Origin of the sequence: Glycomyces tenuis DSM 44171 (assembly GCF_000427885.1) — a bacterium.
Taxonomy (GTDB): Bacteria; Actinomycetota; Actinomycetes; order Mycobacteriales; family Micromonosporaceae; genus Glycomyces; species Glycomyces tenuis.
Window position 1 is genome coordinate 82,008 of the sequence record NZ_ATYW01000014.1, and the last position, 25,996, is coordinate 108,003.

Consider the following 25,996-nt stretch of genomic DNA (forward strand, 5'->3'; position numbering starts at 1 on the left):
CGCGAAGGGAACACCTTGATGAGCATCACCCCCGCAGTGAGACGCCGATGGCGTCTCCCCCTCATCCTGGCCGCGGCCTCGGCCCTGGTCGCCTCGCTGTTCGGCGCCGCCGTCTCCTCGCAGGCCCAGGTCTCGACGCAGAGCGTCCTCGTGGTGGACGCGAGTTCGCCGATCCGTCCGGTCAGCCAGGTCGGGAACGGCACGCTCTACGGACTGGCCGACGGGGACACCCCGCCGCTGGAGCTGCTCATGCCGCTGGGCCTCAACACGCTGCGCCAGCCGCCGCCGAACCACGACCACCTCCCCAACGGCGAGGACCAGCCCGGCATCGGCGACACCCTCTGGATCGCTCCCAACGCGATGGCCGCCGGAGCCGACATCACCGTCGACATGGCCGACTCGCTCCCCGGCTTCCCCTACGATTGGTTCGGCTGGGACGACTGGCTGGGGCGAGTGGACCGGATGATCGCCGACGTGCAGGCCCGGCCCGACGTCACCAACATCACCGCCTGGGAGATCTGGAACGAGCCGGACTGGACCTGGCCCGGCAGCGCGGGCAGCTGGCACGACGGCTGGGCCCGCACCTATGAGCGGATCCGCGCCAGTGACACGACCACGCCGATCATGGGCCCGAGCGACTCGCACTGGGACGAGAACCGGATGCGCGGCTTCCTGACCGCCGCCAAGGCCTCAGGCACCGTGCCGCAGGTCGTCTCCTGGCACGAGCTGTCGGGCTGGCAGGGCGTGGACCAGCACATCCGCGACTACCGTGACCTGGAACGCGAGCTGGGCATCGGGCCGCTGCCGATCTCGATCAACGAGTACGCCACGCCCGACGAGATCGACGTGCCCAGCAGCGTCAACCACTACATCGCCCAGTTCGAGCGCGAGGGCGTCCGCGACGCCGAGCGCGCCTTCTGGTTCGAGGCCGGGACGCTCAACGGCCTGCTGCACGACAACCAGCCGACCGCCTCGTACTGGATGTACCAGTGGTACGCCAAGCAGACCGGGCAGATCGTCGATGTCACTCCCACCGCCTACAACGACGCCGTCGCCGCCTACGACGCCGGCGCGCAGGAGGTCAGCATCGTCTTCGCCGGCGAGGCCGGGGACAACACGATCCAGGTCGACGGCATCGGCGGGCTGGGCTCGACGGTGCGGGCCACCTTGGAGTACGTGCCCGGTTCGGGCCGCACCACCCCGGTCGGCGGAGCGACCCACCTGTGGACGCAGGATTTCCCGGTCGACGGCGGCAGCGCGAGCATCCCCGTCGACGACCAGGACTACCTCGGCGCCTACCGCCTCGTCCTGACCCCTGGAGGTTCCTCCGGAGGCGACACGGGCGAGCTGCGCTCGACCGGTGCCGGCAGGTGCCTGGACGTCCCGGAGTCCTCGACCGCCGCGGGCACCCGGCTGAACATCTGGGACTGCAACGGCCAGGCCAACCAGACCTGGACGCACACCGCGAGCGGCGAGCTGACCGTCTACACCGGCCAGTCGCGCATGTGCCTGGACGCCTACGAGAACCAGACCACCGCCGGTACTCCGGTCATCATCTGGCCGTGCACCGGCGGCGCCAACCAGCGATGGACCGTCAACGGCGACGGCACCGTCGTCGGCGAGCAGTCCGGGCTGTGCCTGGACGTCGAAGGCGGCGCCACCGCCAACGGCACCAGAGCCCTGCTCTGGAACTGCCACGGCGGCGCCAACCAGCAATGGGCGCTCGCATGACCCCGCGCCCCGTCAGGTCGGCGGCCTGACGGGCATTGCGAGCGCGCCGCGGCCGGGCGCGGCCCCGCCAGGGGCACGCCCGGCCGCCCGTCTCGCACCCGAACGACGCGCCTAGTCGGCGTCCTCGGTCCGCTCGACGGCCGCCCGTCGCAGCTGGGCCTCGCGCACCCGCTCCACGTCCAGTTTCACCGAGCGGTCGAAGGAGTAGACGCCGTTCTGCTCCTGGAAGACGTCGGTGAGCTGGGTGTAGCAGTAGCCGAACATCAGCGGGTCGTCCAGCAGCGCGCCGGTGAGGCCCGCGAAGCGCCGGTGGAACTCCTCTTCGGACTCCGGCGCCTTGCCGTAGCCCCACGAGCTGTCGCCGCCGCGCTCGTCGAACGAGGTGCTGGCCGTGGCGTCGGGGCGCCACCAGATGCCGCCGAACTCGCTGCAGAACCACGGCTGCCCCGAGTAGGGCAGGGAGATCGCCTCTCCGCCCCGCGTGTTGGTGTGGGGCCGGCCCTCCTGCAGGCCGGACATCTCGGCGGCGAACTCGTCGGGGTCCTGGGTGTAGTTGTGCGAGTCCCAGACGTCGGACTCGAGGACGCGGTGCGAGTAGCCCGAAGCGTCCAGCACTGGCCTGGTCGTGTCCATCGCCTTGGCGGCGAGGAACATCGCCCTCGTCACGTCGTCGAGGACCTGCCCCCGGTCGGTGAGCGGCTGGTGCGTCTCGTTCAGCCCGCACCAGCCGACGATTGAAGGATGGGAGTAGTCGCGCTCGAGCGCTTCGAGCCACTGGGCGATGAAGTTCGGCGTGGGCCGCTGGTACTCGCCGCCCACGGCGGTGCCCTCCTCGACGGCGCCCCAGTCGCCGAACTCGCCCCAGCACAGGTAGCCCAGGCGGTCGGCGTGGAACAGGAAGCGCTCCTCGAAGACCTTCTGGTGCAGGCGGGCCCCGTTGAACCCGGCCCGGAGCGAGAGCTCGATGTCGCGCGCCAGCGCCTCGTCGCTCGGCGCGGTCATGAGCCCGTCGGGGTAGTAGCCCTGGTCGAGGACGAGCCGCTGGAAGACCGGGCGGCCGTTGAGCAGGACGGCCTTGCCGTCGATGCTCACCGAGCGCAGCCCGGCGTAGGTCTCGACCGCGTCGACGACCTCGCCCGCGGCGTCGCGGAGCGTGATCGTGACGTCGTAGAGGTACGGGTCCTCGGGGCCCCAGAGCCGCACGCGGTCGGCGGGCAGCGGCAGGGTGAGCCGCGGCGACAGGTCGAGGTCGGCGCGGACGCCCGCCTCGGCCACCACGCCTTCGCCGTCGCGCACGGTGGCGGTGAGCGTCCAGCCGGCCCGGTCGCCGGCCCGGCCCTCGCCGCTGCGCCGCAGCGGCTGCTCCAGGTGGAACGCCGAACCGGCCACGTCGGGGGTGAGTCGCGGCCGGGCGAGCGAGACCTCTGGCACCGGCTCGGCCCAGACGGTCTGCCAGATGCCGGTGGTCCGCGTGTAGAGGCACTCGTAGTTGCCGTGGCGGGTGGACTGCTTGCCCCTGGCCTGGGGCTCGCGGCGGCTGTCGCGCGCCCGCACGACGACCGTGGCCGTGCCCCGCAGGTGCCCGAGGTCGACGGTGAACGGGGTGAACCCGCCTCGGTGGCGGCCGTGCTCCCGGCCGTTCACCCAGACCGTGGCGTCGTGGTCGACGGCGCCGAAGTGCAGCAGCGTGCGCCGTCCCGCCCACGACTCGGGGACGGTCAGCTCGCGCCGGTACCACACGGCGTGCAGGAAGTCGGTGTCCTCCACGCCGGACAGCGCCGACTCGGGCGCGAAGGGGACGGTGATCGTCCCCTCCAGCGGGCGCTCGCGCAGCCCGCGTTCGATGCCGGTGTCCGCCCGGTCGATCTCGAACTCCCACGGGCCGTTCAGGTTCAGCCAGTCGGGGCGGACCATCGACGGACGTGGGTACTCCGGTCGCGGGATGCCGCCCGGCGCGGTGGTGCCTCGCTGCGTCACTCCAAGGTCTCCTCTTGTGCTCCGTGAATCGTCGCGTCGCGGTCCGGAGACCGTCGACCTGGCGCGGGGGCGCGGTGCCGCATCGGACGCGGCCTCGATCCTCCCGGATGTCCGGATCGCGCCCGTTTCGACGCCGTCCGGGGACGGCCGCCGAGCCGAATCGGCTCCCCGGCTCGACGGTCAACATAGTGAACGTTCATCCTTATGTCAAGATGGACTCCAGTCGAGAAGGGAGACCGGTCGATGACCGAACGCTCGAACGGCCGGCGGCGGCCGACCATCCGGGAGGTCGCGCGCCTCGCCGGGGTGTCGCACCAGACCGTCTCCCGCTACCTGCGCTCGCGCGAGGGGCTCAAACCCGGCACCCTCGAACGCATCGACGCCGCCGTCCGCGAGCTGGACTACCGGCCGAACCTGCTGGCGAGGTCCATGCGCACCAAGCGGACCGGGCGCCTCGCGGTGCTCATGCCGAACATGGTGAACAACCCCGCGCCCATGCTCCACGGCGCGGCCGGCGCGGCCCACGAGGCCGGCTTCACCGTCGAGGTCGTGGCCCCCGAGGGCGGCGCCGAGGAGCGCACGGCCCGGCTGCTCGAACTGGCCGACTCCGGGCACGTCGAGGGCATCCTGGCACTGGCCCCGATCCTGCCCTCGGTCGAGGAGCGCATCGACGGGGACGCCGCGATCGTCGTCTCCGCCGACTTCGACGACCGGATGCGCAGCCTCGGCGAGCTGTCCGACGCCGCGCCGGTGTACGAGCTGGTGGAGGGCCTGGCCGTGCTCGGCCACCGGCGCCTGTTCCACGTCGCGGGGAACCTCGAGTTCGCCTCGGCCCGGGCCAGGCGGGCCGCCTACCTGGACGCCGTCGAGCGCTTCGGCCTTGAATCGGTGGGCGTCCACGACGGCGACTACAGCGCGGAGCACGGCGTCGAGGCCATGCGCTCGCTCCCGGCAGGGCGGCTGCCCACCGCCGTGGTCGCCGCCAGTGACGGGATCGCGGCCGGGGTCCTGCGCGGGGCGCGGAACCGCGGCCTGGAGGTCCCGCGGGACCTCAGCGTCACCGGCTGGGACGACCTCGAGATCGCCAGGTACATCCCGCCCTCGCTCACCACGGTCCACGTGGACCTGCAAGGGCTCGGCCGCCGCGCCATGATCCGCCTGGTCGAGGCGCTCTCCGGCGTCGAGCTGGCGCCGCCGTCGCGGCCCCTCAACGAGGTGATCTGGCGCGAGTCGACCGCGGTGGCGCGCACGTTCTGACGCGCGGTCCGGTTCGCCGCGGGTGTTGACATCTGGTGGAACGTTCACTAGTTTGAGCGGAATCGCAATAGTGAACGATCACTAAACGTCGATCCGAAGGAGTGTCGATGCCCGCTCACCCCCGCACCCCCCGGCGCAGGTCGTCGCCATGACCGCCACCGCCGAACTGCGCGGCCTCCGCGGCGACCGCGCCAAGGCCAAACCCGAGAACAAGGCCGCGTTCTGGTTCCTGCTCCCGTGGTTCCTCGGCCTGTTCGCCGTCACGCTCGGGCCCATGGCCGCCTCGTTCTACCTGAGCTTCACCGACTACAACCTGCTGCAGCCGCCCGAGTTCACCGGCCTCGGCAACTTCGAGCGGATGCTCACCGACGAGCGCCTGCACTCATCGCTCGGGGTCACCTTCACCTACGTGCTGGTCTCGGTGCCCCTCCAGCTCGGCCTCGCCCTCGCGCTGGCCGTCCTCCTCGACCGCGGCGTCCGCGGGCTCGCCTTCTACCGCTCGGTGTTCTACCTGCCCTCGCTCCTCGGCGCGAGCGTCGCCATCGCGGTCCTGTGGCGCACCGTCTTCGGCACCGAGGGCCTGTTCAACGAGGGCCTCGGGCTCTTCGGCATCGAGGGCCGCGGCTGGATCTCCGACCCCGAAACCGCGCTGTCCACCCTCATCACCCTCAACGTGTGGACCTTCGGCTCGCCGATGGTCATCTTCCTGGCGGGCCTGCGGCAGATCCCCGCCATGTATTACGAGGCCGCCGCCGTCGACGGCGCGAGCCCCCTGCGGCGCTTCGCGAGCGTGACGCTGCCGCTGCTCACTCCGATCATCTTCTTCAACCTCGTCCTCCAGATCATCAACGCCTTCCAGTCGTTCACCCAGGCGTTCATCGTCTCCGGCGGCACCGGCGGCCCTGTCGACTCCACGCTGTTCTTCTCGCTGTTCCTCTACCAGCGCGGATTCGGGAACTTCGACATGGGCTACGCCTCGGCCCTGGCCTGGCTGCTGCTGGTCATCATCGGCGCCTTCACCGCGATCAACTTCTGGGCCTCGAAGTATTGGGTCTACTACGATGACTGACACGCTCACCAGGACCGCCGCGCCGCGGCGCGAGTCCGCCGTCCGCCCCGTCCGCCGCAGCCGAGGCCGCGTCCGCGCGTTCTGCAAGCACCTCCTGCTCGTAGCCTGCGCCGGCGTCATGCTCTACCCCGTGCTGTGGATGGTCGTCAGCTCGCTGCGACCGAACGACGAGATCTTCCGCAGCCCCGGCCTCATCCTCGCCGAGCTGGAGACCGGCAACTACGAGGCGGGCTGGAACGCCTTCGAGCACCCCTTCGGCTACTTCATGGTGAACTCGGCGATCGTGGTGCTCGGCGCGATCATCGGCAACCTCATCGCCTGCTCCATGGCCGCCTACGGCTTCGCCCGCCTCGAGTTCACCGGCCGCCGCTGGTGGTTCGCCGTCATGCTGCTGACGCTCATGCTGCCGATCCACGTCATCATCGTGCCGCAGTACGTGCTGTTCTCCGAGTTCGGCTGGGTGAACACCTTCCTGCCGCTCATAGTCCCCAAGTTCCTCGCCACAGACGCGTTCTTCGTGTTCCTGATGGTGCAGTTCATCCGCGGCATCCCGCGGGAGCTGGACGAGGCCGCCCGCATCGACGGCGCCGGGCACCCGCGCATCTACCTCAGGATCGTGCTGCCGCTCATGGTGCCGGCCCTGGCGACCACCGCGATCTTCACCTTCATCTGGACGTGGAACGACTTCTTCTCCCAGCTCATCTACCTCATCGACCCCGACATGCACACCGTGCCGCTGGCGCTGCGCGCCTTCGTGGACGCGCAGGCGGGCACCAACTGGGGCGCGACCTTCGCGATGAGCACCGTCTCCCTGCTGCCGGTGTTCCTGGTCTTCCTGTTCGGCCAGCGATTCCTCCTGCGCGGCATCGCCACCACCGGCGGCAAATGACACGCCCGAGACCGGAAAGGACCGCAACGATGCGATCGACCGACCCCTGCTCGCGCCGCGCCCTCGCCAAGGCCGGCCTGCTCGGCGCCGCCTCGGCGCCGCTCCTGGCCTCCTGCGGCTTCGGACGCGGCGGCGAGATGGTGCTCAGCGACGAACCGGTGGAGCTCCGGCTCTCCTGGTGGGGCTCCGACCTGCGCACACAGCAGACCAACGAGGCCGTCGCGGCCTTCGAGGCCGAGCACCCGAACATCACCGTCCGCGGGGAGTACAAGGAGTTCGGCGCGTACTGGGACGGCCTGGCGACCACCTTCGCCGCGAACGACGCGCCGGACGTCATCCAGATGGACGAGCAGTACTTCAAGTCCTACTCGGCCCGCGGGGCGCTCGTGGACCTGAACGAGGCCGAGGCCGCCGGGTTCCTCGACCTCTCCAGGATCGAGGAGGACCTCCTGGTGACCGGGCAGGCCGAGGGCGGCCAGTTCGCGCTGCCGATCGGCTCGGGGGTGATCGCGCTCGCCGTCAACGCGGACATGCTCGCGCAGTACGGCATGGACATGCCCGACGACACCACCTGGACCTGGGACGACTACGCCGCGATCGCCCTCGAGCTCACCGAGCGCGGCGGCGGCGACATCACCGGTTCCGGCATCACCGGCGGCGTCGACGTCGCCTCCGTCCGCTACTGGGTCCGCCAGCGGGGCAACGAGCTGTTCGGCGAGAACGGCGACGTGACCCTCGACCCGGACCTCCTGGTGGAGTTGTGGGAGTACTACATCGGCATGATCGAGTCCGGCGCGTCCGGCACCCCGCAGCAGATGGTCGAGGACACCGGCGTCGGCGTCGAAGGCGGCAGGCTCGCCACCGGCCGGACCGCCTTCGGCCTGATCCACAACACCCAGATCAGCGCCCTGCGCAGAGGCAGCGGCGCCGACATGCGGCTCCTCCAGATGCCGCAGCACGACGGGATGCCGGGGAACTTCATCAAGCCCTCGATGTACTGGGCGGTCTCGGCCGGCTCGGAGCACCCGGCCGAGTCCTCGCTGCTCGTGGACTTCCTCGTCAACAGCGAGGCCGCCGCGGACGTCCTCGGCACCGAGCGCGGGGTCCCGGCCAACACCGAGATCCTCGAATACCTCACCCCCCAGTTCGACGAGAGCGACCGGATCGCCGTCGACTACCTCGAGGCCGTCGTCCCCGGCGATCCGCTCATCGTGACCCCCAACGGCGGCAGCAATGTCAACCCGCTGATAACGCGCATCGGCCAGGAGGTCTACTTCGGAGAGACCGCGCCGGACGAGGCCGCCGAGGCGCTCATCGACGAACTTCAAGGCGAGATCGACGCCACGAAATGACACTGCGGAGAACAGGAGCACACCACCGCATGGAACGTCCCAGATACCGCGCCGCCATCGTCGGCACCGGCGGGATCGCCAACCGGCACGCGCAGTCGCTCGCCGAGCTCGGCGACCGGGCCGAACTGGTCGCCGTGGCCGAACTCGACCCCGACCGGGCCGCCGCCTTCGCCGAGCGGCACTCGGTGCCGGCGGTCTACGGCGGGGCCGAGGCACTGTTCGCGAACGAGCGGCTCGACCTGGTCCACGTGTGCACCCCGCCGAAGGCCCATGCGCCGCTGGCGATCGCGGCGATGCGCGCGGGCGTGCCGGCGCTGGTCGAGAAGCCCACGGCGCTCAGCCTGTCCGAGATGGACGAGCTGGCGAAGGTGCAGGAGGCCACCGGCACCCCGGTGCTCACGGTCTTCCAGCACCGCTACGGCGCCGCCGCCGTCCGCCTGCGCCGGCTGCTCCGGGCGGGCGCGCTCGGCCGCCCGCTCCTGGCGGTCTGCGAGACCCTCTGGTACCGCGACGACGACTACTTCGCCGCGCCCTGGCGCGGCAGCTGGGACGCCGAGGGCGGCGGCCCCACGATGGGCCACGGCATCCACCAGTTCGATCTGCTGCTCTCGGTTCTCGGGCCCTGGGCCGAGGTCCGGGCCGCCGCCGGGCGGCTCTCGCGGCCCACCGACACCGAGGACGTCTCGATGGCCTTGGCCCGCTTCGCGAACGGCAGCCTCGCCACCGTCGTCAACTCGGTGGTCTCGCCCCGCGAGACCTCCAGGCTCCGCTTCGACTTCGAGCACGCCACCGTAGAGGTGGAGCACCTCTACGGCTACACCGACGAGCACTGGCGCTTCACCCCGGCCCCCGGCCACGGGCACCTGGCCGAGCTGTGGGCCGCCGACGCCGCAGCGCCGCCCAGCGGCCACCGCCTCCAGATCGAGGCGATCCTCGACGCCTTCGAGGCCGGGACCGAGGCGGGCGTCTCGCTCGCCGACGCCCGCCGCACGCTCGAGTTCGCCGCCGCCACGTACGCCTCGGCCTTCCGCGGCCGTCCCGTCGCGGCCGGCGAGATCGCCGGCGACGACCCGTTCGCCCGCGGCATGGACGGCGGCGCCGTCCCGTGGGCCCAGTCCCGAAAGGAAGCCATCGCATGAGCGGTCTCCAAGCCCGCCACGACATCGGCTCGTCCCTGACCGTCCACGACGGCGGGACGGCGCTGCTGCGCTACGTCTACCGCCCCGACACGCCCCTGCTGGAGTCGCCGAAGCCGTACCTGAGCCCCCTGTTCACCCGCTCGGGGCGCCCGGTGAGCCTGTTCCGGCCCTGGGACCACGTGTGGCACAAGGGCATCGCCTGGTCCCTGCCGGTGGTGCAGGACGAGAACTTCTGGGGCGGGCCCACCTACGTCCACGGCAGGCACTACGTGCAGCTCGACAACAACGGCACGCAACTGCACCGGGAGATCGCCGAACTCGATGCCGACGGCGAGCGGGTGGTCTTCGCGCACGACCTCGAATGGATCACCCAGGGCGGCGAGCGCTGGTTCACCGAGCGCCGCGCCATCGCCGCGAGCCTGCTCTCGCCCCAGGCCTGGGCCCTGCGCTTCGACACCGCGATGACGAACGTGTCCGGGCGCGACATCGCCATCGGCTCGCCGACCACACGGGGCCGCGAGAACGCCGGCTACGGCGGGCTGTTCTGGCGCGGCCCCCGCTCGTTCACCGACGGCACCCTGGTCACGGCGGCGTCCTCCGGGCCCGGCAGCGAGCTGCGCGGGCAGCACCACGAGTGGATGGCCTTCGCCGGGCGCCACGACGAGGACGACGCCGCCTCGCTGGTGCTCATGGTCGACCACCACGAGAACCCGCGGCACCCGCCGCGGTGGTTCGCCCGCTCAGAGGAGTTCGCCGCCCTCAATCCGGCGCCGTTCTTCAGCGAGGAGTTCACCGTGCCCGCCGGGGCGACCGTGCGGTTCCGCTACGGCGTGGGCGTCGCCGACGCGGACGCGGAGGCCGCCCCCGAACTGGCGGCGGCGGTGCGCGGCGTCCTCGAGGCCGAATCCGGGCCCGCCTGAGCAAGGCGACCGCCCGGCGTCCGTCCGGGCGGTCGCCGCGACTCCTCATTCACGCCACAGAGGATCTGGTGCCCCAGCAGTCCGTGAGGCGCTCAATTGAGCAATAGGCCTGCACTGTGCACTTTCTCACCTTCATCATCAATCTAATGTGAATGTCCGGTACTCCTTGACTAGTTCGTTCTTTATAGATATACCTAAATGTACCGATTAAATATGCCCGACAGACCGGTTCCCGATCCATTTCTGTAAGGCAAATGGGAGCGCTTCCAGACCTGGAGAACAGCAGTGCGCTCAGCTCCGATCCCTGTACCGCAGTGGAGCAGTCGTCACCGATTCCCCTTAGCCCAGAAAGTGATGCACATGAAAGTCGTCAGAAAGATACCGCTGTTCGCCGGGGTGGCCGCATTGGCCGCGGCCATGATGCTGGCCAGTCCCGCCGCGCAGGCGGACACCGAGCTCGCCGCCGCCCCCGAGAACAGGATCACCGTGGACGTCGTCACCGTCAACGGCTCCGGCTGCCCGCAGGGCACCGCCGACGTCTCGGTCAGCAGGGACAACACGTCGTTCTCGGTGAGCTACAACAGATTCCAGGCGGAGGCCGGGGGCGGCACCGACGTCGTCGACTCCCGCAAGAACTGCCAGATCAACCTGGCCGTGGACGTCCCCGCCGGATTCACCTACGCGATCGCGAGGGCCGACTACCGCGGCTTCGCGCACCTCGAGCCCGGTGCCACCGGCATGCAGAAGGCGAGCTACTACTTCAGCGGAAGCTCGGTGACCGTCGGCTCCGAGCACGAGTTGAACGCCCCCTACAACGGTGACTGGCAGTTCACCGACCGGGCCGCCGGACTGGTCTACAAGCCGTGCGGCGAGCAGCGGAACTTCAACATCAACGCCGAGCTCCGGGTGGGCGCGGGCGACGACCCCGGCCAGAAGAGCTTCATGACGATGGACTCGACCCGCGGCGACGTCGAGACCGTGTTCCACCTCGCCTGGAAGCGGTGCTAGGACGAGACCGACGATCCGAACCGCGGCTCGGCGGCACGCACCGCCGAGCCGCGGTTCGGATCACCGCGGCGGGCGGGGAAGCGCTGCTCGCGCGGCATGGCCCGCGGCGGCGCTCGGTTCGGCAGTGCCCTGCTCGACGACGCGATCCGGTGCGCGGCGGCCCGCGAACGGGGGAGTGCCGGCCCCGAGATACAGGGCGGCCGAGGCTGCGAGGATCAGGCCCGCGACCAGCCAGGCGCCCGGTATCGACCAGGCCCCGGCGAGCAGCGGCAGCGTGAGGGCGGCGAGACTGCCGCCGCCCTGCATGAGCAGCGACTGGACCGAGATGACGGTCGCCCGCCGGCCCGAATCGACCCGATGGTGGGTCAGCTCCGCGTGGACCGGCCCGCGCAGCCCGAGGCCGAGGAACATCAGCGCGTAGCCGCCCGCGGCGGCGGCGACGGCGGCGGTGCCCTCCAGGCTCCCGGTCGTGAACAGCGCCACCAGGCCGAGGGCCGAGACCAGTGTGCCCGCCACCGCCGTCCTGGCGCCGCCGCCGCCCAGGAGCGAGGCCAGGAGGCCGCTCGCGGCCGATCCGACGGCGTTGGCGGCGAAGCCGATCGCGGTGATCACGCCGTAGGCGCCGGCCGAGGCGCCCGAATCACCGGTGACGTCCAGCAGGCGCCCCGGGGTCAGCAGTTCCACACTGGACACCGCTATGCCGATCGGCAGGGCGGTCGTCAGCAGCCGCCCCAGGGCCCGGTCACGCACGCCCAGGGCGGCGCCGGAGGCGATCGTGCGCGGCACTCCGGCCAGCAGCGCGCCGAAGCCGCCCCCGTCCGACGGGCGCGCCGTCTCGCGCATGCCGGTGACGACCACGATGAGCAGCACGACGTTCAGCAGGGCCGACAGCAGCATCGGCGCCGACAGCGCGGTCACCGCGCCGCTGTCGGGGAAGACGGGCGCCAGCGCGAGCGCCCCGCCGCCGATCGTCCCGGCCCCCAGGCTGACCGCGCCCGCGGTCTGGGAGGCGGCGAGCCCTTTGCGGATGTCGGCGTGCGGGCGCACGGCCTTGACCGAGTCGACGTACCAGGCCTCGGCGGGCCCGCTCGACAGTGCCCGCGCCATGCCGAGCAGCACGTACAGGACCCCGAACTGCCAGGCGCTCGCCGCCACGGCCAGGCCGCAGAAGGCGAGCGAGCCCAGCCCGGCCGAGACCGCCAGGACGCCGCGGCGCGAGATGACGTCGGCCAGGCCGCCGGTCGGCAGCTCGAGCAGCACGGTGGTCAGGCTGTAGAGCGCCACTATCAGGCCGGTGACGCCCAGCGGGAGGCCGCGCGAGTCCATGAGCACGATCAGCACGGCCATGCCGATGCCGTTGGGCAGCCAGTTCAGGGCCGTGATGAGGACGAAGCGGCGGCGCAGCGAGGCGAGGAGCGCGTCGGCGTCCATTCAGCTCTCGCCCTGCGGCCGGGGGAAGGCCGAGAGGAAGACGACCACGTCCTGGGCTCCCTCGGCGTCGTCGTCGCGGCCGGCGTACTCGTCGATGAGCGCCGCGGCGCGGTCCTTGAGCTCCCTCAGCGATGCGGCGGTGAGCCGGTAGTGCAGGTCTCTGTGGCCGAAGGCGGCGGCCCACTCGTCGCTCCACTTGTCCATCTGCGACTCCCACCGCTCACTGGCCTCGACGACCGAGCCGTGCTGGGCGCGCCGCAGGAACCGGGCGGCCTCGGCCCCCGCCGGATCGTGGTCGAAGTCCCGGTCGTTCCAGGAGGTGAAGCGGTGCATGGCGCGCCAGCGCCGATCGCGGGCGTTGGGCTGCTCGGGGTCCTCCTCGATGAAGCCGAAGGCGGCGAGCACCCGGAGGTGGTAGCTGGTGGCCCCGGAGCTCTCGTCGAACCTGCGCGCCAGCTCGCTCGCGGTGGCGGGCCCGTCCACCCGCAGCGATCCGAGGAGCTTGCCCCGCAGGGGATGGGCGACGGCCTTGAGGGTGGCCGCGTCGGTGACGCGTTTGACGTCGGCGTTCTCCATAGCCCTCAAGCTAACATTGCAAAATAAATTTTGCAAACTTTTCTTTGCGAAGTTCCGGCCCCGGTCGGCCGGTCACTCCTGTTCGGCCTCGCCGTGCGCGAGCGCGTGGAACGCCGGGCGGAGCACGCTCAGGATGCGGTCGGGATCGGCGCCGCTCAGCCCCTCCAGGCGCAGCAGGTCCCGTCCGAGGACGGTCCCGAGGGTGGCCGCGCCGATGAGTGCCGCCCGCAGGTGGCCCTCGTCGCCGGGGATGGCCTCGGCGATCCGGTGCTGCTGCTCGGCCAGGGTCGCCCGGATCTCCTCGGCGGCGGCCGGGTGGGTGAGCATCGAGCGGAGCATCGCCTCGGTGCCCGTCTGCCGGGTGCGGAGCTTGTCGCCGAGGGAGCGTAGCAGCACTTCGGCGATCTCGTCGGGGCCGCCCTGGGGCGGCTCGTCCGGTTCGATCTCGGTGACGCGGGCGAAGAGCGCGTCCTTGGAGCCGAAGTAGCGCATGACCAGTCCCGGATCGGTCTCGGCCTCGGCGGCGACGGCCCTGATGGTCGTCTTCTCATAGCCGCGCTCGGCGAACAGCCGCCCGGCGGCGGCCAGGATCCGCCGCTCGGTCCGCCGTCGACGTTCGGACCGGGAGCTCGGGGCGTCGGATTCCATGCACTTCAGTCTACAGGTGTTGACTCGATCCGCCCTGCGGGCTATGCTCGGTTCAGTCAACAGTTGTAGACTGAAATTTCGAAGGAGCGCATCCCATGTCACCGCAGGCAGAGCACGCCGGTCCCCGCGAGGTGCTGGCGAGGGCCCAGGAGCTGTTCTTGCGCAAGGACCTGAACGCCTTCGCGGACATGTTCGCCGAGGACGGCACCCACGAGCTCCCGTTCGCGCCGCCGGGGGTGCCCCGTCTCCTCAAGGGCCGGGAGGCGATCCGGCGGTACCTGACCTCGATCACCTCGACGCCGATGGTCCTGGAGGGCTTCGGCGATCTGACCGTCCACGAGACCGCCGACCCCGACGTCGTCATCGCCGAGTATGTGGCCCGGGGGACGGTGGTGAGCACCGGCAAGCCCTACTCGATGCCGTACGTGCAGCTGCTGCGCGTCGCCGACGGCGAGATCCTCACCTGGCGCGACTACTGGAGCCCCCTGGAAGGGGCGCGGGCGCTGGGTCCGCGCGGCATCGCCGCGGTCGCGCTCGGGCGGGTCCGGGCCTCGCTGCGCGGCGGGCGCCGCCGCACCTGACCGCGCCGGGGCCGCCGCGGCACCGTGTCAGCGGCCGTGTCAGCGGCATGTCAGGGCGGTGTCAGTTCGGGCGCCGACACTCGATCGCATGACAGATTCAGCGATCGCGGTCTCAGGACTGCGCAAGGCATTCGGGGACAAGACCGTGCTCGACGGCATCGATCTCGATGTCCGCGAGGGCACCGTCTTCTCCCTCCTCGGCCCCAACGGGGCCGGCAAGACGACGACGGTCAACGTGCTGACCACCTTGATGAAGGCCGACGGCGGCACGGCGCGCGTCGCCGGGCACGACGTCGCGACCGAGGCGAAGGCGGTGCGTGCGGCGATCGGCGTCACCGGCCAGTTCGCGGCCGTGGACGAGCTGCTGACCGGGCAGGAGAACCTCCAGCTGATGGTGGACCTGAGCCCGGTGTCCGCCAAAGAGGGCAAGCGGATCGTCACCGAACTGCTGGAGCGCTTCGAGCTGACCGAGTCGGCGAAGAAGCCCGCCTCGACCTACTCCGGCGGCATGCGCCGCAAGCTCGACCTGGCGATGACGCTGGTCGGCGAGCCGCGGATCATCTTCCTGGACGAGCCGACGACCGGCCTGGACCCGCGCAGCCGCCGCACGATGTGGTCGATCATCCGCGAGCTGGTCGCCGAGGGCACCACGGTCTTCCTCACCACCCAGTACCTCGAGGAGGCCGACCAGCTCGCCGACCGGGTCGCGGTGCTCGACCAGGGCCGCCTGGTCGCCCAGGGCACGCCCGACGAGCTCAAACGCCAGATCCCCGGGACCCACGTCCGGCTTCGCTTCACCACCGCCGCCGAACTCGACGCGGCCGCGCGGGTCCTCGCCGACTCCGCACGCGACGACGAGGCGCTGACCCTGCGGGTCGCCGGCGACGGCGGCACGCGATCCCTGCGGGCCCTGCTCGACAGGCTCGACGAGTACTCCCTCAGCGCCGAGGAGTTCTCCGTTCACACACCCGACCTCGACGACGTCTTCCTCGCCCTGACGGGCCACACCGCGGAGGTGGAGGCGAAATGAAATCCCATGCGATGGTGATGTTCCGCCGCAATGTCAAGCACGTCACCCGGAACCCGTTCTCGGTGTTCAACGGCATCCTGATGCCGGTCATCATCATGCTGATGTTCGTCTACATGATGGGCGACGCCTTCGACGTCGGCGTCGATTACATCGACTACGCGACGCCCGGACTGTTGGGGCTGGCCGTCTGCTACGGGCTGTCGAGCGTCGCGCTCGCGGTGAACTCCGACATGACCAAGGGCATCATCAACCGCTTCAAGGTCATGGACGTCTCCCGCAGCGCGGTGCTGACCGGTCACCTCATCGCCAGCGTGCTGACCAACCTGGTCGCCGTCGCGGTCCTGCTCGGCGTGGCCTTCCTGCTGGGGCTCGAGCCCGCGGCCGGCGCGGCCGACTGGCTCGGTGTGGCCGGCATGGTGGTCCTGCTCGGCGTCGCGGCCGGCTGGATGACGGTCGCCATGGGGATGGCGGCGAAGACGCCCGAGACGGCCGGCATGGCGAGCGTGCCGCTGGTCATGCTGCCGTTCTTCAGCAGCGCGATCGTCCCGGCCGAGACGATGGGACCGGGCCTGCGGCAGTTCGCCGAGTACCAGCCCATGACGCCGATCATCGAGACGCTGCGCGGGCTGCTCGCCGGGGCACCGGACGGCACCGACGCGATCATCGCGATCACCTGGTGCGTCGGCATCGCGCTCGTCGGTTACCTGTGGGCGAACGCCACGTTCAAGAAGCGAGCGTGACCGCGACCAGCTGATCCCAGCCTGCTCCGTCAACACCCCGAGCCGCCTCGGCGAACGCTTCGTCGCCGAGGCGGCTCCGCGCTTCCCGCTCGATCCGTGCCGCGTCCGGCAGGGAGCGGTCCGGCAGGCCGCGCACGGCGTCGCTCGCGGCGAGCAGCCGCGCGGCCTGCTCGGGCCGGTCGCGGCGCAGTGCCAGGTCCGCGACGCCGACGAGCATCCCCGCGATCATGGGCGCGTACCCCAGTTCGACGGCCGCTCGGTAGGCCGCCGCGCAGTGCTCACGGGCCTCGTCGAGATCATCGGTGAGGGCGCTCCGCAGGATGTGCAGCAGCGCCAGGAGGTTGTCGGCCTTGTCGCCCAGCACGCTCGTCGCGAGGTCGAGCTGCCTGCGGGCCTCCTCGGTGTCGCCGCGCCAGCGGGCGAGCTCCGCCTTCGACAGCGCCAGCTCCGAGAGCGCCTCCGGCCAGGTGACCCCCGAGGCGCGCCGCTGCGCCTCGGCCATCGCGGCCTCGCTCGCGTCCTCGTCGCCGAGCAGCCGGTACAGCTGGGCCTGCCGCGCCCGCATCCGGATGACGTCCTCGACGGCCCCGACCTCGGTCACGGCCTCGATCGCCTGCTCGTAGTACTCGCACGCGGCGGCGAACTCGCCCCGCATGGCGATGCGGTCCGCCAGTTCGGTCAGGGCGAACGAGATCCCGAACCGTTCACCGAGCGCCCGGAACTCGGTGAACGCCCGCTCGAGGTACGCGTCCGCGTCCCGCCCGGGATGGCCGAGCATGATCCGCGACTTGCCGAGGTGCAGCAGCGCGAGCGCGCGCACCCACGGGTCCGGGTTGTCCAGCAGCGACTCCCACGCGGGCAGGATCGCGTCGGGCCCCTCCAGCATGCGTTCCAGCGGAACGGCCACGGCCAGCACGGGATTGCCGGAGCAGCTGTACTGGGCGAAGCGGTAGGCCTGGTGGATCAGCTCCGCCACGTGGTTCTCGTCGGAGCCCCGCCCGGCGCTGGCGAACGTCACGGCGCTCCCGTACACGATGGCCCGGGTCTCGTCGTCGACCTCGCCGGGGGTCTCGAGGGCCGCGGTGATCAGCTCCTTGCCCTCGGCCCGGTGTCCGCTGAGCCACCAGTAGAAGCCGGCGGCCGCCGCGAGCCGCATCGCCTCCTGCGCCTCGCCGGCCGCGAGCGCCCCGCGCATCGCGGCGCTGATGTCGTCGTGCTCGGCGGAGAGCACGGCGAGCCATGCCAATTGCTCGGCGCGGAGGAGCCGCGGGTTCGCGGTCTCGGCGAGCTCGGTGAAGTGGGCGAGGTGCGCGCGGCGCGCCGATGCCGACTCCCCGGCCTCCGCGAGGCGCTGCGCGGCGTACTCCTTGATCGTGCCGAGCATCCGGTAGCGCGGTGCCCGGTCGCCCTCGGCGACGAGCAGCGACTTCTCGGTCAGCGAGCCGAGCAGTTCGAGCACCTGGCCCGGTTCGACGGCGTCACCGGAGCAGACCCGTTCGGCCGCTTCCAGGCTCGCCCCGCCCGCGAACACCGAGAGCCTGCGCAGGACCGTCCGTTCGGCGTCGCTGAGCAGCTCCCAGCTCCAGTCGACCATCGCGCGCAGCGTCCGGTGCCGCGGCAGCGCGGTGCGGCTGCCGCCGGTCAGCAGGCGGAACCGGTCGTCGAGCCGGCCCGCGAGCTGCTCGAGGGACATGGTGCGCAGCCTGGCCGCGGCCAGTTCGATCGCCAGCGGCATCCCGTCCAGCGCCCGGCAGACGCGGGCCATCGTCGCCAAGGTCCGAGCGTCGGCCGTGAGGTCCCCCCGCACCGCGCTCGCCCGGTCCAGCAGCAGCCGGACGGCCGGGGCCGACTCGATCTCGCTGGAATCGGCGCCCTCCGCCGGGAGGGCCAGCGGCGCGACCGGCCACAGCGCCTCACCGGTGATGCCGAGCGGTTCCCTGCTCGTCGCCAGGATCCGCAGCCGCCGGCACTCCCCGAGCAGCCGGTGGGCGACCGCCGCCGCCGACTCGATCACGTGCTCGCAGTTGTCCAGGACCAGCAGCGCCTCCCGGTCGCGGAGCGCGGCGACGAGCCGGTCCTCGGGCCCCGTGCTCGGCGCTTCGCCGTGCAGCGCGTCCCGCAGGCCGAGGCCGGCGAGCGCCGCCTGCGCCACGTCGCCGTCCGCGCCGACGGCGGCGAGCTCCACCAGCCAGGCCCCGTCCGGCAGCCCGCCGAGCAGGGTGCGCGCCGTCTCGGTGGCCAGCCTGGTCTTCCCCGCGCCGCCCGGCCCGATCAGGGTGGTGAGCCGGTGCCCGGCGGCGAGGCCGGCGACCGCGGCGACGTCGGCGTCCTTGCCGATGAAGCTGGTGAGCTCTTCGCGCAGGTTGGTCCTGCGCTGCTCCTCCCGCCGCCCCGACTCGCCCCGCAGCAGCGCGACGTGCAATGCGGACAGCTCCGGCGAGGGGTCGGCGCCCAGCTCCTCGGCCAGGGCCTCTTTCGTGCGCTGGTACACCAGCAGCGCCTCGGTGTCGCGACCGGCCGCGGCGAGGGCGCGCATCAGCGCGGCGACGAGCCGCTCCCGCACCGGGTGCGCGGCCACCAGATCGCTCAGCTCCGCGACCAGCTCGGCGCCGCGGCCGAGCTCGATCTCCGCGTCGAACCGGTCTTCGACGGCCTGGAGCCGCAGCCGTTCGAGCCGGGTGACCGCCGCGTCGAAGGCGGCGCTGTCGGCCAGGCCGATGTCCTGCATGGCCGCACCGCGCCACAAGGCGAGGGCCTCGCGCAGCCGCCGCGCCCGCTGCGACCCCTCCTCGCCTGCCCGCCTGAGGAGGCGCTCGAAGCGCACAGCGTCGACGGCGTCGGCCTCCACCGCCAGCCGGTAGCCGTCCGCCCGGCCTTCGACCGAGCCGTCCGGCAGTGCCTTCCGCAGTCGGGAGACCAAGCGATGCAAGGCGTTCGCCGCTTCCGAAGGAGGATGCCCGCCCCAGATCCAGTCGACGAGCGCCGCCTTGGGGACCACGCGGCCCGCCTCGAGCGCGAGGGCGGCCAGCAGCGCGCGCAGCCGGGCGCCCGGCACGTCGGCGAGGGCGCCGTCGTCCAGGCGGACCTCGAACGGTCCGAGCATCCCGATCTGCACCCGCTGATTCTGCCACGGCCGGCCGGCCACCCGCCGCTGACGCGGAGCCGCGGCGTCGAGCACCCCGCGCGGTCACCGATCCCGTGGCGCCACTTGGGTGTAGACGGCGACGGTGTACTCGTCGAGGCCCTCGGTGCCGCCCTCGCGGCCGTATCCGGAGGACTTGACGCCGCCGAACGGCGCCTCGGCGACGGCCAGCGCGGTGCCGTTGACGCCGATCATGCCGACGTCGAGGCGGGAGGCGACGTCGCGCGCCTCGCCCTCCGGCCCGAAGACATAGGCGGCGAGCCCCTGCTCCACGGCGTTCGCCCTGGCCACGGCCTCGTCGACCGAGCGGTACGGCAGCACCGGCGCGATCGGTCCGAAGGGCTCCTCGGTGAGGATCCGCGCGTCCTCGTGGACGTCGATCACGACGGTCGGCTCGTAGAACCATCCGGGCAGCGACTCGACGCGGCGCCCGCCGGTGAGCACCCGCGCGCCTCCCGCCCTGAGGTCATCCACAAGAGACGACACGGCCTCGAGCCGGCGCTCGTTCGCCAGCGGTCCGACCTCGACGCCGTCCCGGTCGCCCGGCCCGACGGTGAGCGCCGCCGCCGCGGCGGCGAAATGCTCCGCGAACTCCTCGGCGGCCTCGCCGGGCACGAAGAACCTGGTGGGGGAGATGCACACCTGCCCGGCGTTGCGGAACTTCGCGCCCGCGAGCGCCCTGGCGACCGCGGGCACGTCGGCGCCGGGCAGCACGATCACGGGCGCGTGCCCGCCGAGCTCGAGGCTGAGCGGCTGGAGGTGCTCCGCCGACAGCCGCACGAGCTCGCGGCCGACCGGTATCGAGCCGGTCAGCGTGATCTTCCGGATGACCGGCGAGCCGATGACCTGCCGGGCGATCGCCGGTGCGTCGCCGGTGACGAGGGCGATCACGGCTCCCGGGAGACCCGCGTCGACGAGGGCCTCGACGAGCGCGGCCGCGGCGCCGGGCGCCTCCTCGGCGGGCTTGACCAGGATCCCGCATCCGGCGGCGATCGCCGGGGCGATCTTCCGGGCCGGGAGCGAGGCGGGGAAGTTCCACGCAGAGAAGGCGGCGACGGGGCCGATCGGGCGGCGCTCCACGATGAACTCGCGTCCGCCGCTCGACCACCTCCGGCCGCGCTCGCGCGTCGCCTCGCCCGCGTACCAGTCGAAGTAGCCGGCGGACTGCTCGACCTCGGACCGGGCCTCGCCGAGCGGCTTCCCCTGCTCGGCGGTGATGGCCCCGGCGACCTCCTCGGCTCGCGAGCGCAGGATCGCCGCCGCCTCGCGGAGCACGCGGGCGCGCTCGGCGGGCTCGGACCGGCGCCAGGCCGCGAAGCCCCGGTCGACGGCGGCGAGGGCCTCGTCGACGTCGGCCTCGCCGGCCCGCGCCACCGATCCGACGACCTCGCCGGTGGCGGGGTCGCGGAGCTCGTCCGAGGCGCCGCCCGCCGCCGCGCGCCACCGCCCGTCGATGAACAGGAGCGCCTCCCGCCCGCCCGCGGTCCCGCTCATCGGGGCTCCAGCACGACGAGCGACACCGACGGCAGCGGCAGCCGCGTCTCGTACCGCAGGCCCCCCTCCGAGGCCTCGACGAGCCGCGGCTCGCCGACGGTCTCGAGGCCCTGCCGGGCGTGGATCGTCGCGAGGGTCTCCGCGTCCGGGTCCTGCGGCGAGCCGAGCCCCTCCCACACCGTGTGGGCGTTCGAGTGCTCGGCGTCGATCCGGTACTCGGTGACGGTGTAGGCGGGCGCCGCGAGCCCGGTGAAGCCCAGCGCCGTCGCGGCCGTCTCGGCGTCGGCGGCGTACTGGTCGTCGCCGTGCCGCCAGACCAGGGCCGCGACGGTCCCGTCCTCGGCGATCGACGCGAGGGCGTCGACCTCCTCGGGCATGCCGTGCTCGCGCCCGGACAGGTCGTCGATGGGCCACGCGGCGTCGGACTCGGCGCCGATGCGCCGCTCGCCGAGCTTCGCGAAGAGCCGGTAGGCGTTCATGAGCGGCTTCTCGATGCCGCCCTGCGTGGTCCACGAGCGCGTGCCCTCGAAGTAGCGTTCGCCTTCGAAGTAGAACGACCACGTCGTGGCCTGCTCGATGTTGTCGCGGTGGCGCCCGGACAGGTCGAGGAGCTTCTTCATGAGCTTGGCCTGGAACACCGGGTAGTACTCGGTGTTCTGGAAGCGGAAGTTCGGGTTGTCGTAGGCGCTGTGGTGGGCCGGGACGCCCGCGTCGCACTCGTCGATGATCGCGGGCAGGTCCGCGTACTCGGGGAACTCGCCCATCACCGACAGCAGCCGGTCGACCTCGAACAGCATCTTCACCGCCGAAGGGGACTCCCGCACGGGGGGAGGGGCGCCCATCGGGCCGTAGGTCCGCCACGGCGTGAACGCCGATCCCTTGGTGTGGAAGGAGACGTAGTCGAGCGGCGTCCCGGTGCGCGAGCAGTGCTCGAGGAAGCCGCGCAGGAACCCCGCGCCGTCGTCGCCGCCGGTGACCGAGGGCCCGCCGACGCGCGCCTGGGGGAGCACGCTCCGGATCGCCTCGGCGGTGACGGTGTACAGCTCGCAGTACTGCTCGGGCGTGCCCCTCCAGTAGAAGATGTCGGGCTCGTTCCACAGCTCCCACACCCAGTTCGAGACCTCTTCGGCCCCGTAGCGTTCGAGGACGTGCTCGGCGGTCGCGGCGCACAGCCCGGCCCACTTGCCGTAGTCCTTCGGCGGGAACGACCACAGGCCCTGCTCGTAGGCGCTGTAGACGGTGGGGCTCGGGATCACCGGGAAGACGTCGTACGCCTTCTCCGGCACGAGGTCCTTCGGGGTGAAGCCGAGCTCGACGAGCACGTGGTGGCCCGCCCCGACGATCGCGTCGTAGGTCTGGTCCAGCAGCGTGAAGTCGTAGTGGGGATTGCCGTCGGCGTCCTCGTGGTAGACGTTCCCGTTGCCCCAGTGCGGCTGCCCCCAGCCGCTGCCGGAGCAGAACATGTAGTGGGGCCGCACGTGGAACGGGCGCGGGGAGAACTCGCCGATGCTCCGCAGCAGCCGCTTCCCGTCCGGGCGGTACGTGTAGTTGATCTCGTCGTAGCCCATGCTCGCCCAGATCGGCGCGAGCTCCCCGAGCGGCGACGAGGCGTCGATGCGCACCTCGGCGCCGCGCACGTGCCGGGGGTCCGGATCGGACCGGGCCGCCTTCGGGTGCGCCCGGTTGGCCCCCGCGTGCTCGGTGGATCGCGTCGTGTTCGCCATGGTCAGCCTTTCAGTCCGGTGTTGCTGATGCCCGCGACGATGAATCGCTGGGCGAAGAGGAATACGAGCAGCGGGGGTGTGATGGCGAGGATGGTCGAGGCCATGACCACGCCGTATTCGCTGTCGCCGTAAGCGGATCGGAAGGTGATCAGGGCGAGCGGCAGCGTCTGCATCGAGGGTGTGCTGGTGGCGATGAGCGGCCACAGGAAGTCGTTCCACGCCGCGAGGAACACGAGGATGCCGAGGGTGGCCAGGCCCGGCCGGATGAGCGGCAGCACGATGTAGCGGTAGTTCTGCCAGGCGTTCGCGCCGTCGATCTTCGCGGCCTCGGTCAGCTCGACCGGGAGGTTCACGATGAACTGCCGCAGCAGGACGACGCCGAACAGCGACACGACGTGCGGGATGATGAGCGCGCCGTAGGTGTTCAGGAGCCCGAGCGCCGCGAACTGCTGGAACAGCGGCACGAGGATCACCTCGGTGGGGATCAGCATCGCGAGGACGATGAGGCTCAGGATGAGCGCGCTGCCGCGGAACGGCAGGCGGGCGAGCGCGTAGGCCATCATCGAGCACACGACGAGCGCCAGGAGGGTCGCGGCGACCGCCACGACGGAGCTGTTGAAGAACGCGACGAAGACGTTGACGGCGCGGCCGTCGGGCTGGACGAGCTTGGACCAGTTGGCCCCGCTGGGGTCCGAGGGGACGAAGCCCGCCCCGGACGTCAGGCGCTCGGCGTTGAACGACCCGATGAGGACCCACAGCAGCGGCAGGGTCCACCCCACGGCGAAGACGGCGCCGAACGCCGTGGCCGCGTACTTGGCGCGGCGGGACGGGCTGAGGCGGGAGCGTCCGCCGGTCTTCCCGGCGTCGGCGTCCGACGTGGCGCGGGGCGCGGTCTGAGCTGCGGTGCTCATCACGACTCCCTCCTTCGGGTGAGGGCGAGCTGGACGACGGTGACGATGAGGATGATGACGGCCAGGGTCCATCCGATGGCGGAGGCGTAGCCGGTCTGGAAGTCGCGGAAGCCCGACTCGTAGAGCATCTGGAGGACGACGCGCGTCGAACCGGCGGGCCCGCCCTCGGTGACGAGGTAGACCTGCTCGAAGACCTTGAAGGAGTCGATGAGCCGCAGGAGCACGACGAGCATGAGCACCGGCGCGATGGCGGGCAGGGTGACGTGGCGGAAGCGCTGGAACACGTTCGCGCCGTCGATCTTCGCCGCCTCGTACAGCTGGGCGGGGATGTCCTGGAGCGCCGCGAGCAGGACCAGCAGGGGAAAGCCGACGCGCCACCACAGGGTGATGAGCACGACGGCGCCCATGGCCTCGCCCGGCGTGCTCAGCCACGCCTGCTCCGGCAGGCCGACCGTGGAGAGGATCTGGTTGAGGTTGCCGCCGAGCGGGTTGAGCGCGGTCTGCCAGATGATGGCGACGGCGGCGCCCGTCAGCAGGTACGGCGAGATGAACGCCGCGCGGATCGCGCCCCGCCCGCCCAGCGGCTGGTTGAGCAGCATCGCCAGGAGCAGGCCGACCGCGACCAGGACGGGGACGTTGAGGACGACGAACAGCGCCGTGTTCCCGAGCGCCGACCGGAAGTCGGGGTCGCTCGCGAGGCTCGCGTAGTTGTCGAAGCCGACGAAGCCGCCGGTGCCCTCGGCCATGTTGGTGTCGGTGAGGCTCACCCAGAAGCCCGAGACGACGGGCACGCCCCACAGGAACAGCAGCAGCAGCATGAACGGGGCGGCGAAGAGGATGCCGACCCTGGTGAGCCGCCTGCGCCGCGGCGAGCGGGCGGCCCTGCGCGGGGCCGCCGTCCGGTTCTCGGTCGTCGCGCTCATCGTGCGGCCCCCCGGATCGCGGCGGTGGCCTGCTCGGCGGCCTCGGTCATGAGCGCCTTCGGGTCCTCGTTGCGGTAGACGATCGACTGGGTCGCGTTCGTCAGGTACGTGAACGCCTGGTTCCAGCGCGGCACGTAGGGCAGGAAGCGCGCGCGGGGCTGCTCGGCGACGAACGTGCTCATCGCGGTGATCAGGGGATCGTCGCTCGCCGCGATCTCGGCGTCGACGCCGTTGAACGAAGGCGCCTGGGAGCCGGCCCAGGTCACGCTGCCTTCGCGGACGACCCATTCGATGAACTCGGTCGCCTCGGCGCGGACCCAGTCGTCGTCGGTGCGCTGCTTCGGGATGCAGTAGACGTGGGAGGTGGCGGCGACGGCCGGTTCGACGTCGAAGAACGCCGGGACGGGCGCGACCGCGAAGTCCTTGCCGTCCTCCTCGTTCGCCCCCACGACGTCGATCAGTCCCCACGGGCCGATGAAGATCATCCCGACCTGCTCGTCCCGGAACTGCTGGCCCATCTGGACGCCGTCGAGCAGCTGGGCCGGCGAGATCCCGTCCTCGTGGACCCACCGCCGCTCCATCTCGATCGCCTCGATCGAGGGGTCCGAGTCGAACAGGGCGCGGTCGCCGTCGACGAGTTCGCCGCCGTTCTGCCAGTTCATGGTCAGCCACGGCATCCACGTCGCGGGCTCGCGGATGAAGCCCCAGACGCCGATGTCTCGGAGCGCCCTGCCGGCCTCGACGAATCCGGCGGCGTCGCTCGGCGGCGCGTCGGGGTCGAGTCCGGCCTCTTCGAAGAGCCGCCGGTTGTAGACCATCGCCTGCGGGCCGGTGCTCATGGTGACGCCGAGGCGCTCGCCGTCGACGACGCCGAGGTCCTGCGTCCCCGCGACGAAGTCGGATTCGGCGAAGCCCATCGCCTCGAGGTCGAGCGGGTGGAGGAAGCGGCGCAGCGGCGCGACCTCGTTGTTGTGCAGGGCCATGATCGCCGGCGGGTTGCCGGCGATGGACGAGGTCACGAGCTTGGTGAGGTAGTCGCCGCCGTAGGCGGGCGCGGACATGCGGATCTGCGCGCCGGTCGACTGCGTGTTGTAGGCGTCGACGATCCCCTGCATCACGGCGCCGTCCGGCCCCGTGTAGAAGGTGACGAACTCGAGCACGTTGCCGCCGGCCGCGGTCGTGTCGTCGAAGGGGGAGCTGCAGGCGGTGAGGAGCGGGCCGGCGGAGAACGCCGCCCCCGCTCCGAGGAGTTGTCTTCTGGTGATCTGGACCATTCGGCGCGCCTCCTTGCGCGACCCGGTGCCGTGGCCGGGACGTGGTCATCGGGGTGGTCGGTGCGGCACCCGCGTGCCGACGGTGCGACGCTATCCCAGTGATTGCACATTGTCAACAAGAAACAATTTGCAGATTTCTGCTAGAGTCGGTCCCATGCTCTCGCCCGGCGGAGGACAGGT

At 71.6% G+C, this 25,996-nt stretch carries 21 protein-coding genes; 11 read left to right on the forward strand and 10 right to left on the reverse strand.

Going from position 1 to position 25,996, the window contains the following annotated elements; genetic code table 11:
• Window positions 1-18 precede the first annotated feature (18 nt).
• Window positions 19-1,731, forward strand: coding sequence for an RICIN domain-containing protein (locus YWW_RS30805; RefSeq protein ID WP_051325879.1), 1,713 nt, complete (start codon window positions 19-21; stop codon window positions 1,729-1,731).
• A gap of 111 nt (window positions 1,732-1,842) precedes the next feature.
• Here the strand turns inward: YWW_RS30805 and YWW_RS0115460 are convergent, their stop codons facing one another.
• Window positions 1,843-3,645 (reverse strand): sugar-binding domain-containing protein, encoded by a 1,803-nt coding sequence (locus YWW_RS0115460; protein ID WP_051325880.1) that lies wholly within the window; start codon window positions 3,643-3,645, stop codon window positions 1,843-1,845.
• 306 nt (window positions 3,646-3,951) lie between these two features.
• Between YWW_RS0115460 and YWW_RS0115465 the strand changes: the two genes are divergently transcribed.
• From YWW_RS0115465 to YWW_RS0115495, 7 genes are all read left to right on the forward strand, one after another.
• Window positions 3,952-4,965, forward strand: a complete 1,014-nt coding sequence (locus tag YWW_RS0115465; RefSeq protein ID WP_026930817.1) for a LacI family DNA-binding transcriptional regulator — start codon at window positions 3,952-3,954, stop codon at window positions 4,963-4,965.
• A gap of 148 nt (window positions 4,966-5,113) precedes the next feature.
• Window positions 5,114-6,034 carry a carbohydrate ABC transporter permease gene (locus tag YWW_RS0115470; protein ID WP_026930818.1) on the forward strand — a complete coding sequence of 307 codons (921 nt, stop codon included), beginning with the start codon at window positions 5,114-5,116 and terminating at the stop codon, window positions 6,032-6,034.
• Window positions 6,027-6,923: a carbohydrate ABC transporter permease gene (locus YWW_RS0115475; RefSeq protein WP_026930819.1), complete on the forward strand. Its 897-nt coding sequence runs from the start codon at window positions 6,027-6,029 to the stop codon at window positions 6,921-6,923. Before YWW_RS0115470 ends, YWW_RS0115475 begins: the two co-directional genes overlap by 8 nt.
• A 29-nt stretch (window positions 6,924-6,952) precedes the next feature.
• Window positions 6,953-8,275, forward strand: a complete 1,323-nt coding sequence (locus tag YWW_RS0115480; protein WP_051325881.1) for an ABC transporter substrate-binding protein — start codon at window positions 6,953-6,955, stop codon at window positions 8,273-8,275.
• A gap of 29 nt (window positions 8,276-8,304) precedes the next feature.
• The gene (locus YWW_RS0115485) at window positions 8,305-9,414 is read left to right on the forward strand and encodes a Gfo/Idh/MocA family protein (RefSeq protein ID WP_026930821.1); all 1,110 of its coding nucleotides are present in this window, start codon (window positions 8,305-8,307) and stop codon (window positions 9,412-9,414) included.
• Complete coding sequence (locus tag YWW_RS30810; protein WP_051325882.1) at window positions 9,411-10,334, forward strand: DUF6807 domain-containing protein; 924 nt, start codon at window positions 9,411-9,413, stop codon at window positions 10,332-10,334. Before YWW_RS0115485 ends, YWW_RS30810 begins: the two co-directional genes overlap by 4 nt.
• A gap of 360 nt (window positions 10,335-10,694) precedes the next feature.
• Window positions 10,695-11,342, forward strand: a complete 648-nt coding sequence (locus YWW_RS0115495) for a DUF4360 domain-containing protein (protein WP_051325899.1) — start codon at window positions 10,695-10,697, stop codon at window positions 11,340-11,342.
• Between the two features lie 60 nt (window positions 11,343-11,402).
• Here the strand turns inward: YWW_RS0115495 and YWW_RS30815 are convergent, their stop codons facing one another.
• The 3 genes from YWW_RS30815 to YWW_RS0115510 form a co-directional block, all read right to left on the reverse strand.
• On the reverse strand, window positions 11,403-12,773 hold the full coding sequence (locus YWW_RS30815; protein WP_051325883.1) for an MFS transporter: 1,371 nt from the start codon (window positions 12,771-12,773) through the stop codon (window positions 11,403-11,405).
• Window positions 12,774-13,349 carry a winged helix-turn-helix domain-containing protein gene (locus YWW_RS0115505; RefSeq protein ID WP_026930823.1) on the reverse strand — a complete coding sequence of 192 codons (576 nt, stop codon included), beginning with the start codon at window positions 13,347-13,349 and terminating at the stop codon, window positions 12,774-12,776.
• Between the two features lie 72 nt (window positions 13,350-13,421).
• Window positions 13,422-13,997 carry a TetR/AcrR family transcriptional regulator gene (locus YWW_RS0115510; protein ID WP_026930824.1) on the reverse strand — a complete coding sequence of 192 codons (576 nt, stop codon included), beginning with the start codon at window positions 13,995-13,997 and terminating at the stop codon, window positions 13,422-13,424.
• 95 nt (window positions 13,998-14,092) lie between these two features.
• Here YWW_RS0115510 and YWW_RS30820 point away from each other — a divergent pair, with 95 nt between their 5' ends.
• The 3 genes from YWW_RS30820 to YWW_RS0115525 all read left to right on the forward strand — a co-directional run bounded on the left by YWW_RS30820 (window position 14,093) and on the right by YWW_RS0115525 (window position 16,348).
• Window positions 14,093-14,578 (forward strand): nuclear transport factor 2 family protein, encoded by a 486-nt coding sequence (locus YWW_RS30820; RefSeq protein ID WP_081687493.1) that lies wholly within the window; start codon window positions 14,093-14,095, stop codon window positions 14,576-14,578.
• An 88-nt stretch (window positions 14,579-14,666) separates the two neighbouring features.
• Entirely contained in the window at window positions 14,667-15,608 is a 942-nt protein-coding gene (locus YWW_RS0115520; protein WP_026930825.1) for a daunorubicin resistance protein DrrA family ABC transporter ATP-binding protein, read from the forward strand.
• On the forward strand, window positions 15,605-16,348 hold the full coding sequence (locus YWW_RS0115525) for an ABC transporter permease (protein ID WP_026930826.1): 744 nt from the start codon (window positions 15,605-15,607) through the stop codon (window positions 16,346-16,348). The genes YWW_RS0115520 and YWW_RS0115525 overlap by 4 nt, the downstream gene beginning before the upstream one ends.
• Here the strand turns inward: YWW_RS0115525 and YWW_RS0115530 are convergent.
• From YWW_RS0115530 to YWW_RS0115555, 6 genes are all read right to left on the reverse strand, one after another.
• A complete protein-coding gene (locus tag YWW_RS0115530; protein WP_026930827.1) occupies window positions 16,332-19,463 on the reverse strand; it encodes an ATP-binding protein in 3,132 nt (1,043 codons plus the stop codon). The genes YWW_RS0115525 and YWW_RS0115530 overlap by 17 nt on opposite strands.
• 72 nt (window positions 19,464-19,535) lie before the next feature.
• Entirely contained in the window at window positions 19,536-20,984 is a 1,449-nt protein-coding gene (locus tag YWW_RS0115535; RefSeq protein ID WP_026930828.1) for an aldehyde dehydrogenase family protein, read from the reverse strand.
• On the reverse strand, window positions 20,981-22,708 hold the full coding sequence (locus tag YWW_RS0115540; RefSeq protein WP_026930829.1) for a GH39 family glycosyl hydrolase: 1,728 nt from the start codon (window positions 22,706-22,708) through the stop codon (window positions 20,981-20,983). The genes YWW_RS0115535 and YWW_RS0115540 overlap by 4 nt, the downstream gene beginning before the upstream one ends.
• Before the next feature lie 2 nt (window positions 22,709-22,710).
• A complete protein-coding gene (locus YWW_RS0115545) occupies window positions 22,711-23,619 on the reverse strand; it encodes a carbohydrate ABC transporter permease (RefSeq protein WP_026930830.1) in 909 nt (302 codons plus the stop codon).
• Window positions 23,619-24,542: a carbohydrate ABC transporter permease gene (locus tag YWW_RS0115550; RefSeq protein ID WP_026930831.1), complete on the reverse strand. Its 924-nt coding sequence runs from the start codon at window positions 24,540-24,542 to the stop codon at window positions 23,619-23,621. Before YWW_RS0115550 ends, YWW_RS0115545 begins: the two co-directional genes overlap by 1 nt.
• Complete coding sequence (locus YWW_RS0115555; RefSeq protein WP_026930832.1) at window positions 24,539-25,816, reverse strand: extracellular solute-binding protein; 1,278 nt, start codon at window positions 25,814-25,816, stop codon at window positions 24,539-24,541. Before YWW_RS0115555 ends, YWW_RS0115550 begins: the two co-directional genes overlap by 4 nt.
• Window positions 25,817-25,996 lie beyond the last annotated feature (180 nt).

Bases quoted from the DNA above. Each gene is read 5' to 3' on its own strand.
- YWW_RS30820 (WP_081687493.1), top strand. From the start codon at position 14,093: ATGTCACCGCAGGCAGAGCACGCCGGTCCCCGCGAGGTGCTGGCGAGG.
- YWW_RS0115470 (WP_026930818.1), top strand. From the start codon at position 5,114: ATGACCGCCACCGCCGAACTGCGCGGCCTCCGCGGCGACCGCGCCAAG.
- YWW_RS0115555 (WP_026930832.1), bottom strand. From the start codon at position 25,816: ATGGTCCAGATCACCAGAAGACAACTCCTCGGAGCGGGGGCGGCGTTC.
- YWW_RS30815 (WP_051325883.1), bottom strand. From the start codon at position 12,773: ATGGACGCCGACGCGCTCCTCGCCTCGCTGCGCCGCCGCTTCGTCCTC.
- YWW_RS0115480 (WP_051325881.1), top strand. From the start codon at position 6,953: ATGCGATCGACCGACCCCTGCTCGCGCCGCGCCCTCGCCAAGGCCGGC.
- YWW_RS0115545 (WP_026930830.1), bottom strand. From the start codon at position 23,619: ATGAGCACCGCAGCTCAGACCGCGCCCCGCGCCACGTCGGACGCCGAC.
- YWW_RS0115495 (WP_051325899.1), top strand. From the start codon at position 10,695: ATGAAAGTCGTCAGAAAGATACCGCTGTTCGCCGGGGTGGCCGCATTG.
- YWW_RS30805 (WP_051325879.1), top strand. From the start codon at position 19: ATGAGCATCACCCCCGCAGTGAGACGCCGATGGCGTCTCCCCCTCATC.
- YWW_RS0115485 (WP_026930821.1), top strand. From the start codon at position 8,305: ATGGAACGTCCCAGATACCGCGCCGCCATCGTCGGCACCGGCGGGATC.
- YWW_RS0115510 (WP_026930824.1), bottom strand. From the start codon at position 13,997: ATGGAATCCGACGCCCCGAGCTCCCGGTCCGAACGTCGACGGCGGACC.
- YWW_RS0115550 (WP_026930831.1), bottom strand. From the start codon at position 24,542: ATGAGCGCGACGACCGAGAACCGGACGGCGGCCCCGCGCAGGGCCGCC.
- YWW_RS0115505 (WP_026930823.1), bottom strand. From the start codon at position 13,349: ATGGAGAACGCCGACGTCAAACGCGTCACCGACGCGGCCACCCTCAAG.
- YWW_RS30810 (WP_051325882.1), top strand. From the start codon at position 9,411: ATGAGCGGTCTCCAAGCCCGCCACGACATCGGCTCGTCCCTGACCGTC.
- YWW_RS0115525 (WP_026930826.1), top strand. From the start codon at position 15,605: ATGAAATCCCATGCGATGGTGATGTTCCGCCGCAATGTCAAGCACGTC.
- YWW_RS0115520 (WP_026930825.1), top strand. From the start codon at position 14,667: ATGACAGATTCAGCGATCGCGGTCTCAGGACTGCGCAAGGCATTCGGG.
- YWW_RS0115540 (WP_026930829.1), bottom strand. From the start codon at position 22,708: ATGGCGAACACGACGCGATCCACCGAGCACGCGGGGGCCAACCGGGCG.
- YWW_RS0115465 (WP_026930817.1), top strand. From the start codon at position 3,952: ATGACCGAACGCTCGAACGGCCGGCGGCGGCCGACCATCCGGGAGGTC.
- YWW_RS0115475 (WP_026930819.1), top strand. From the start codon at position 6,027: ATGACTGACACGCTCACCAGGACCGCCGCGCCGCGGCGCGAGTCCGCC.
- YWW_RS0115460 (WP_051325880.1), bottom strand. From the start codon at position 3,645: ATGGTCCGCCCCGACTGGCTGAACCTGAACGGCCCGTGGGAGTTCGAG.
- YWW_RS0115535 (WP_026930828.1), bottom strand. From the start codon at position 20,984: ATGAGCGGGACCGCGGGCGGGCGGGAGGCGCTCCTGTTCATCGACGGG.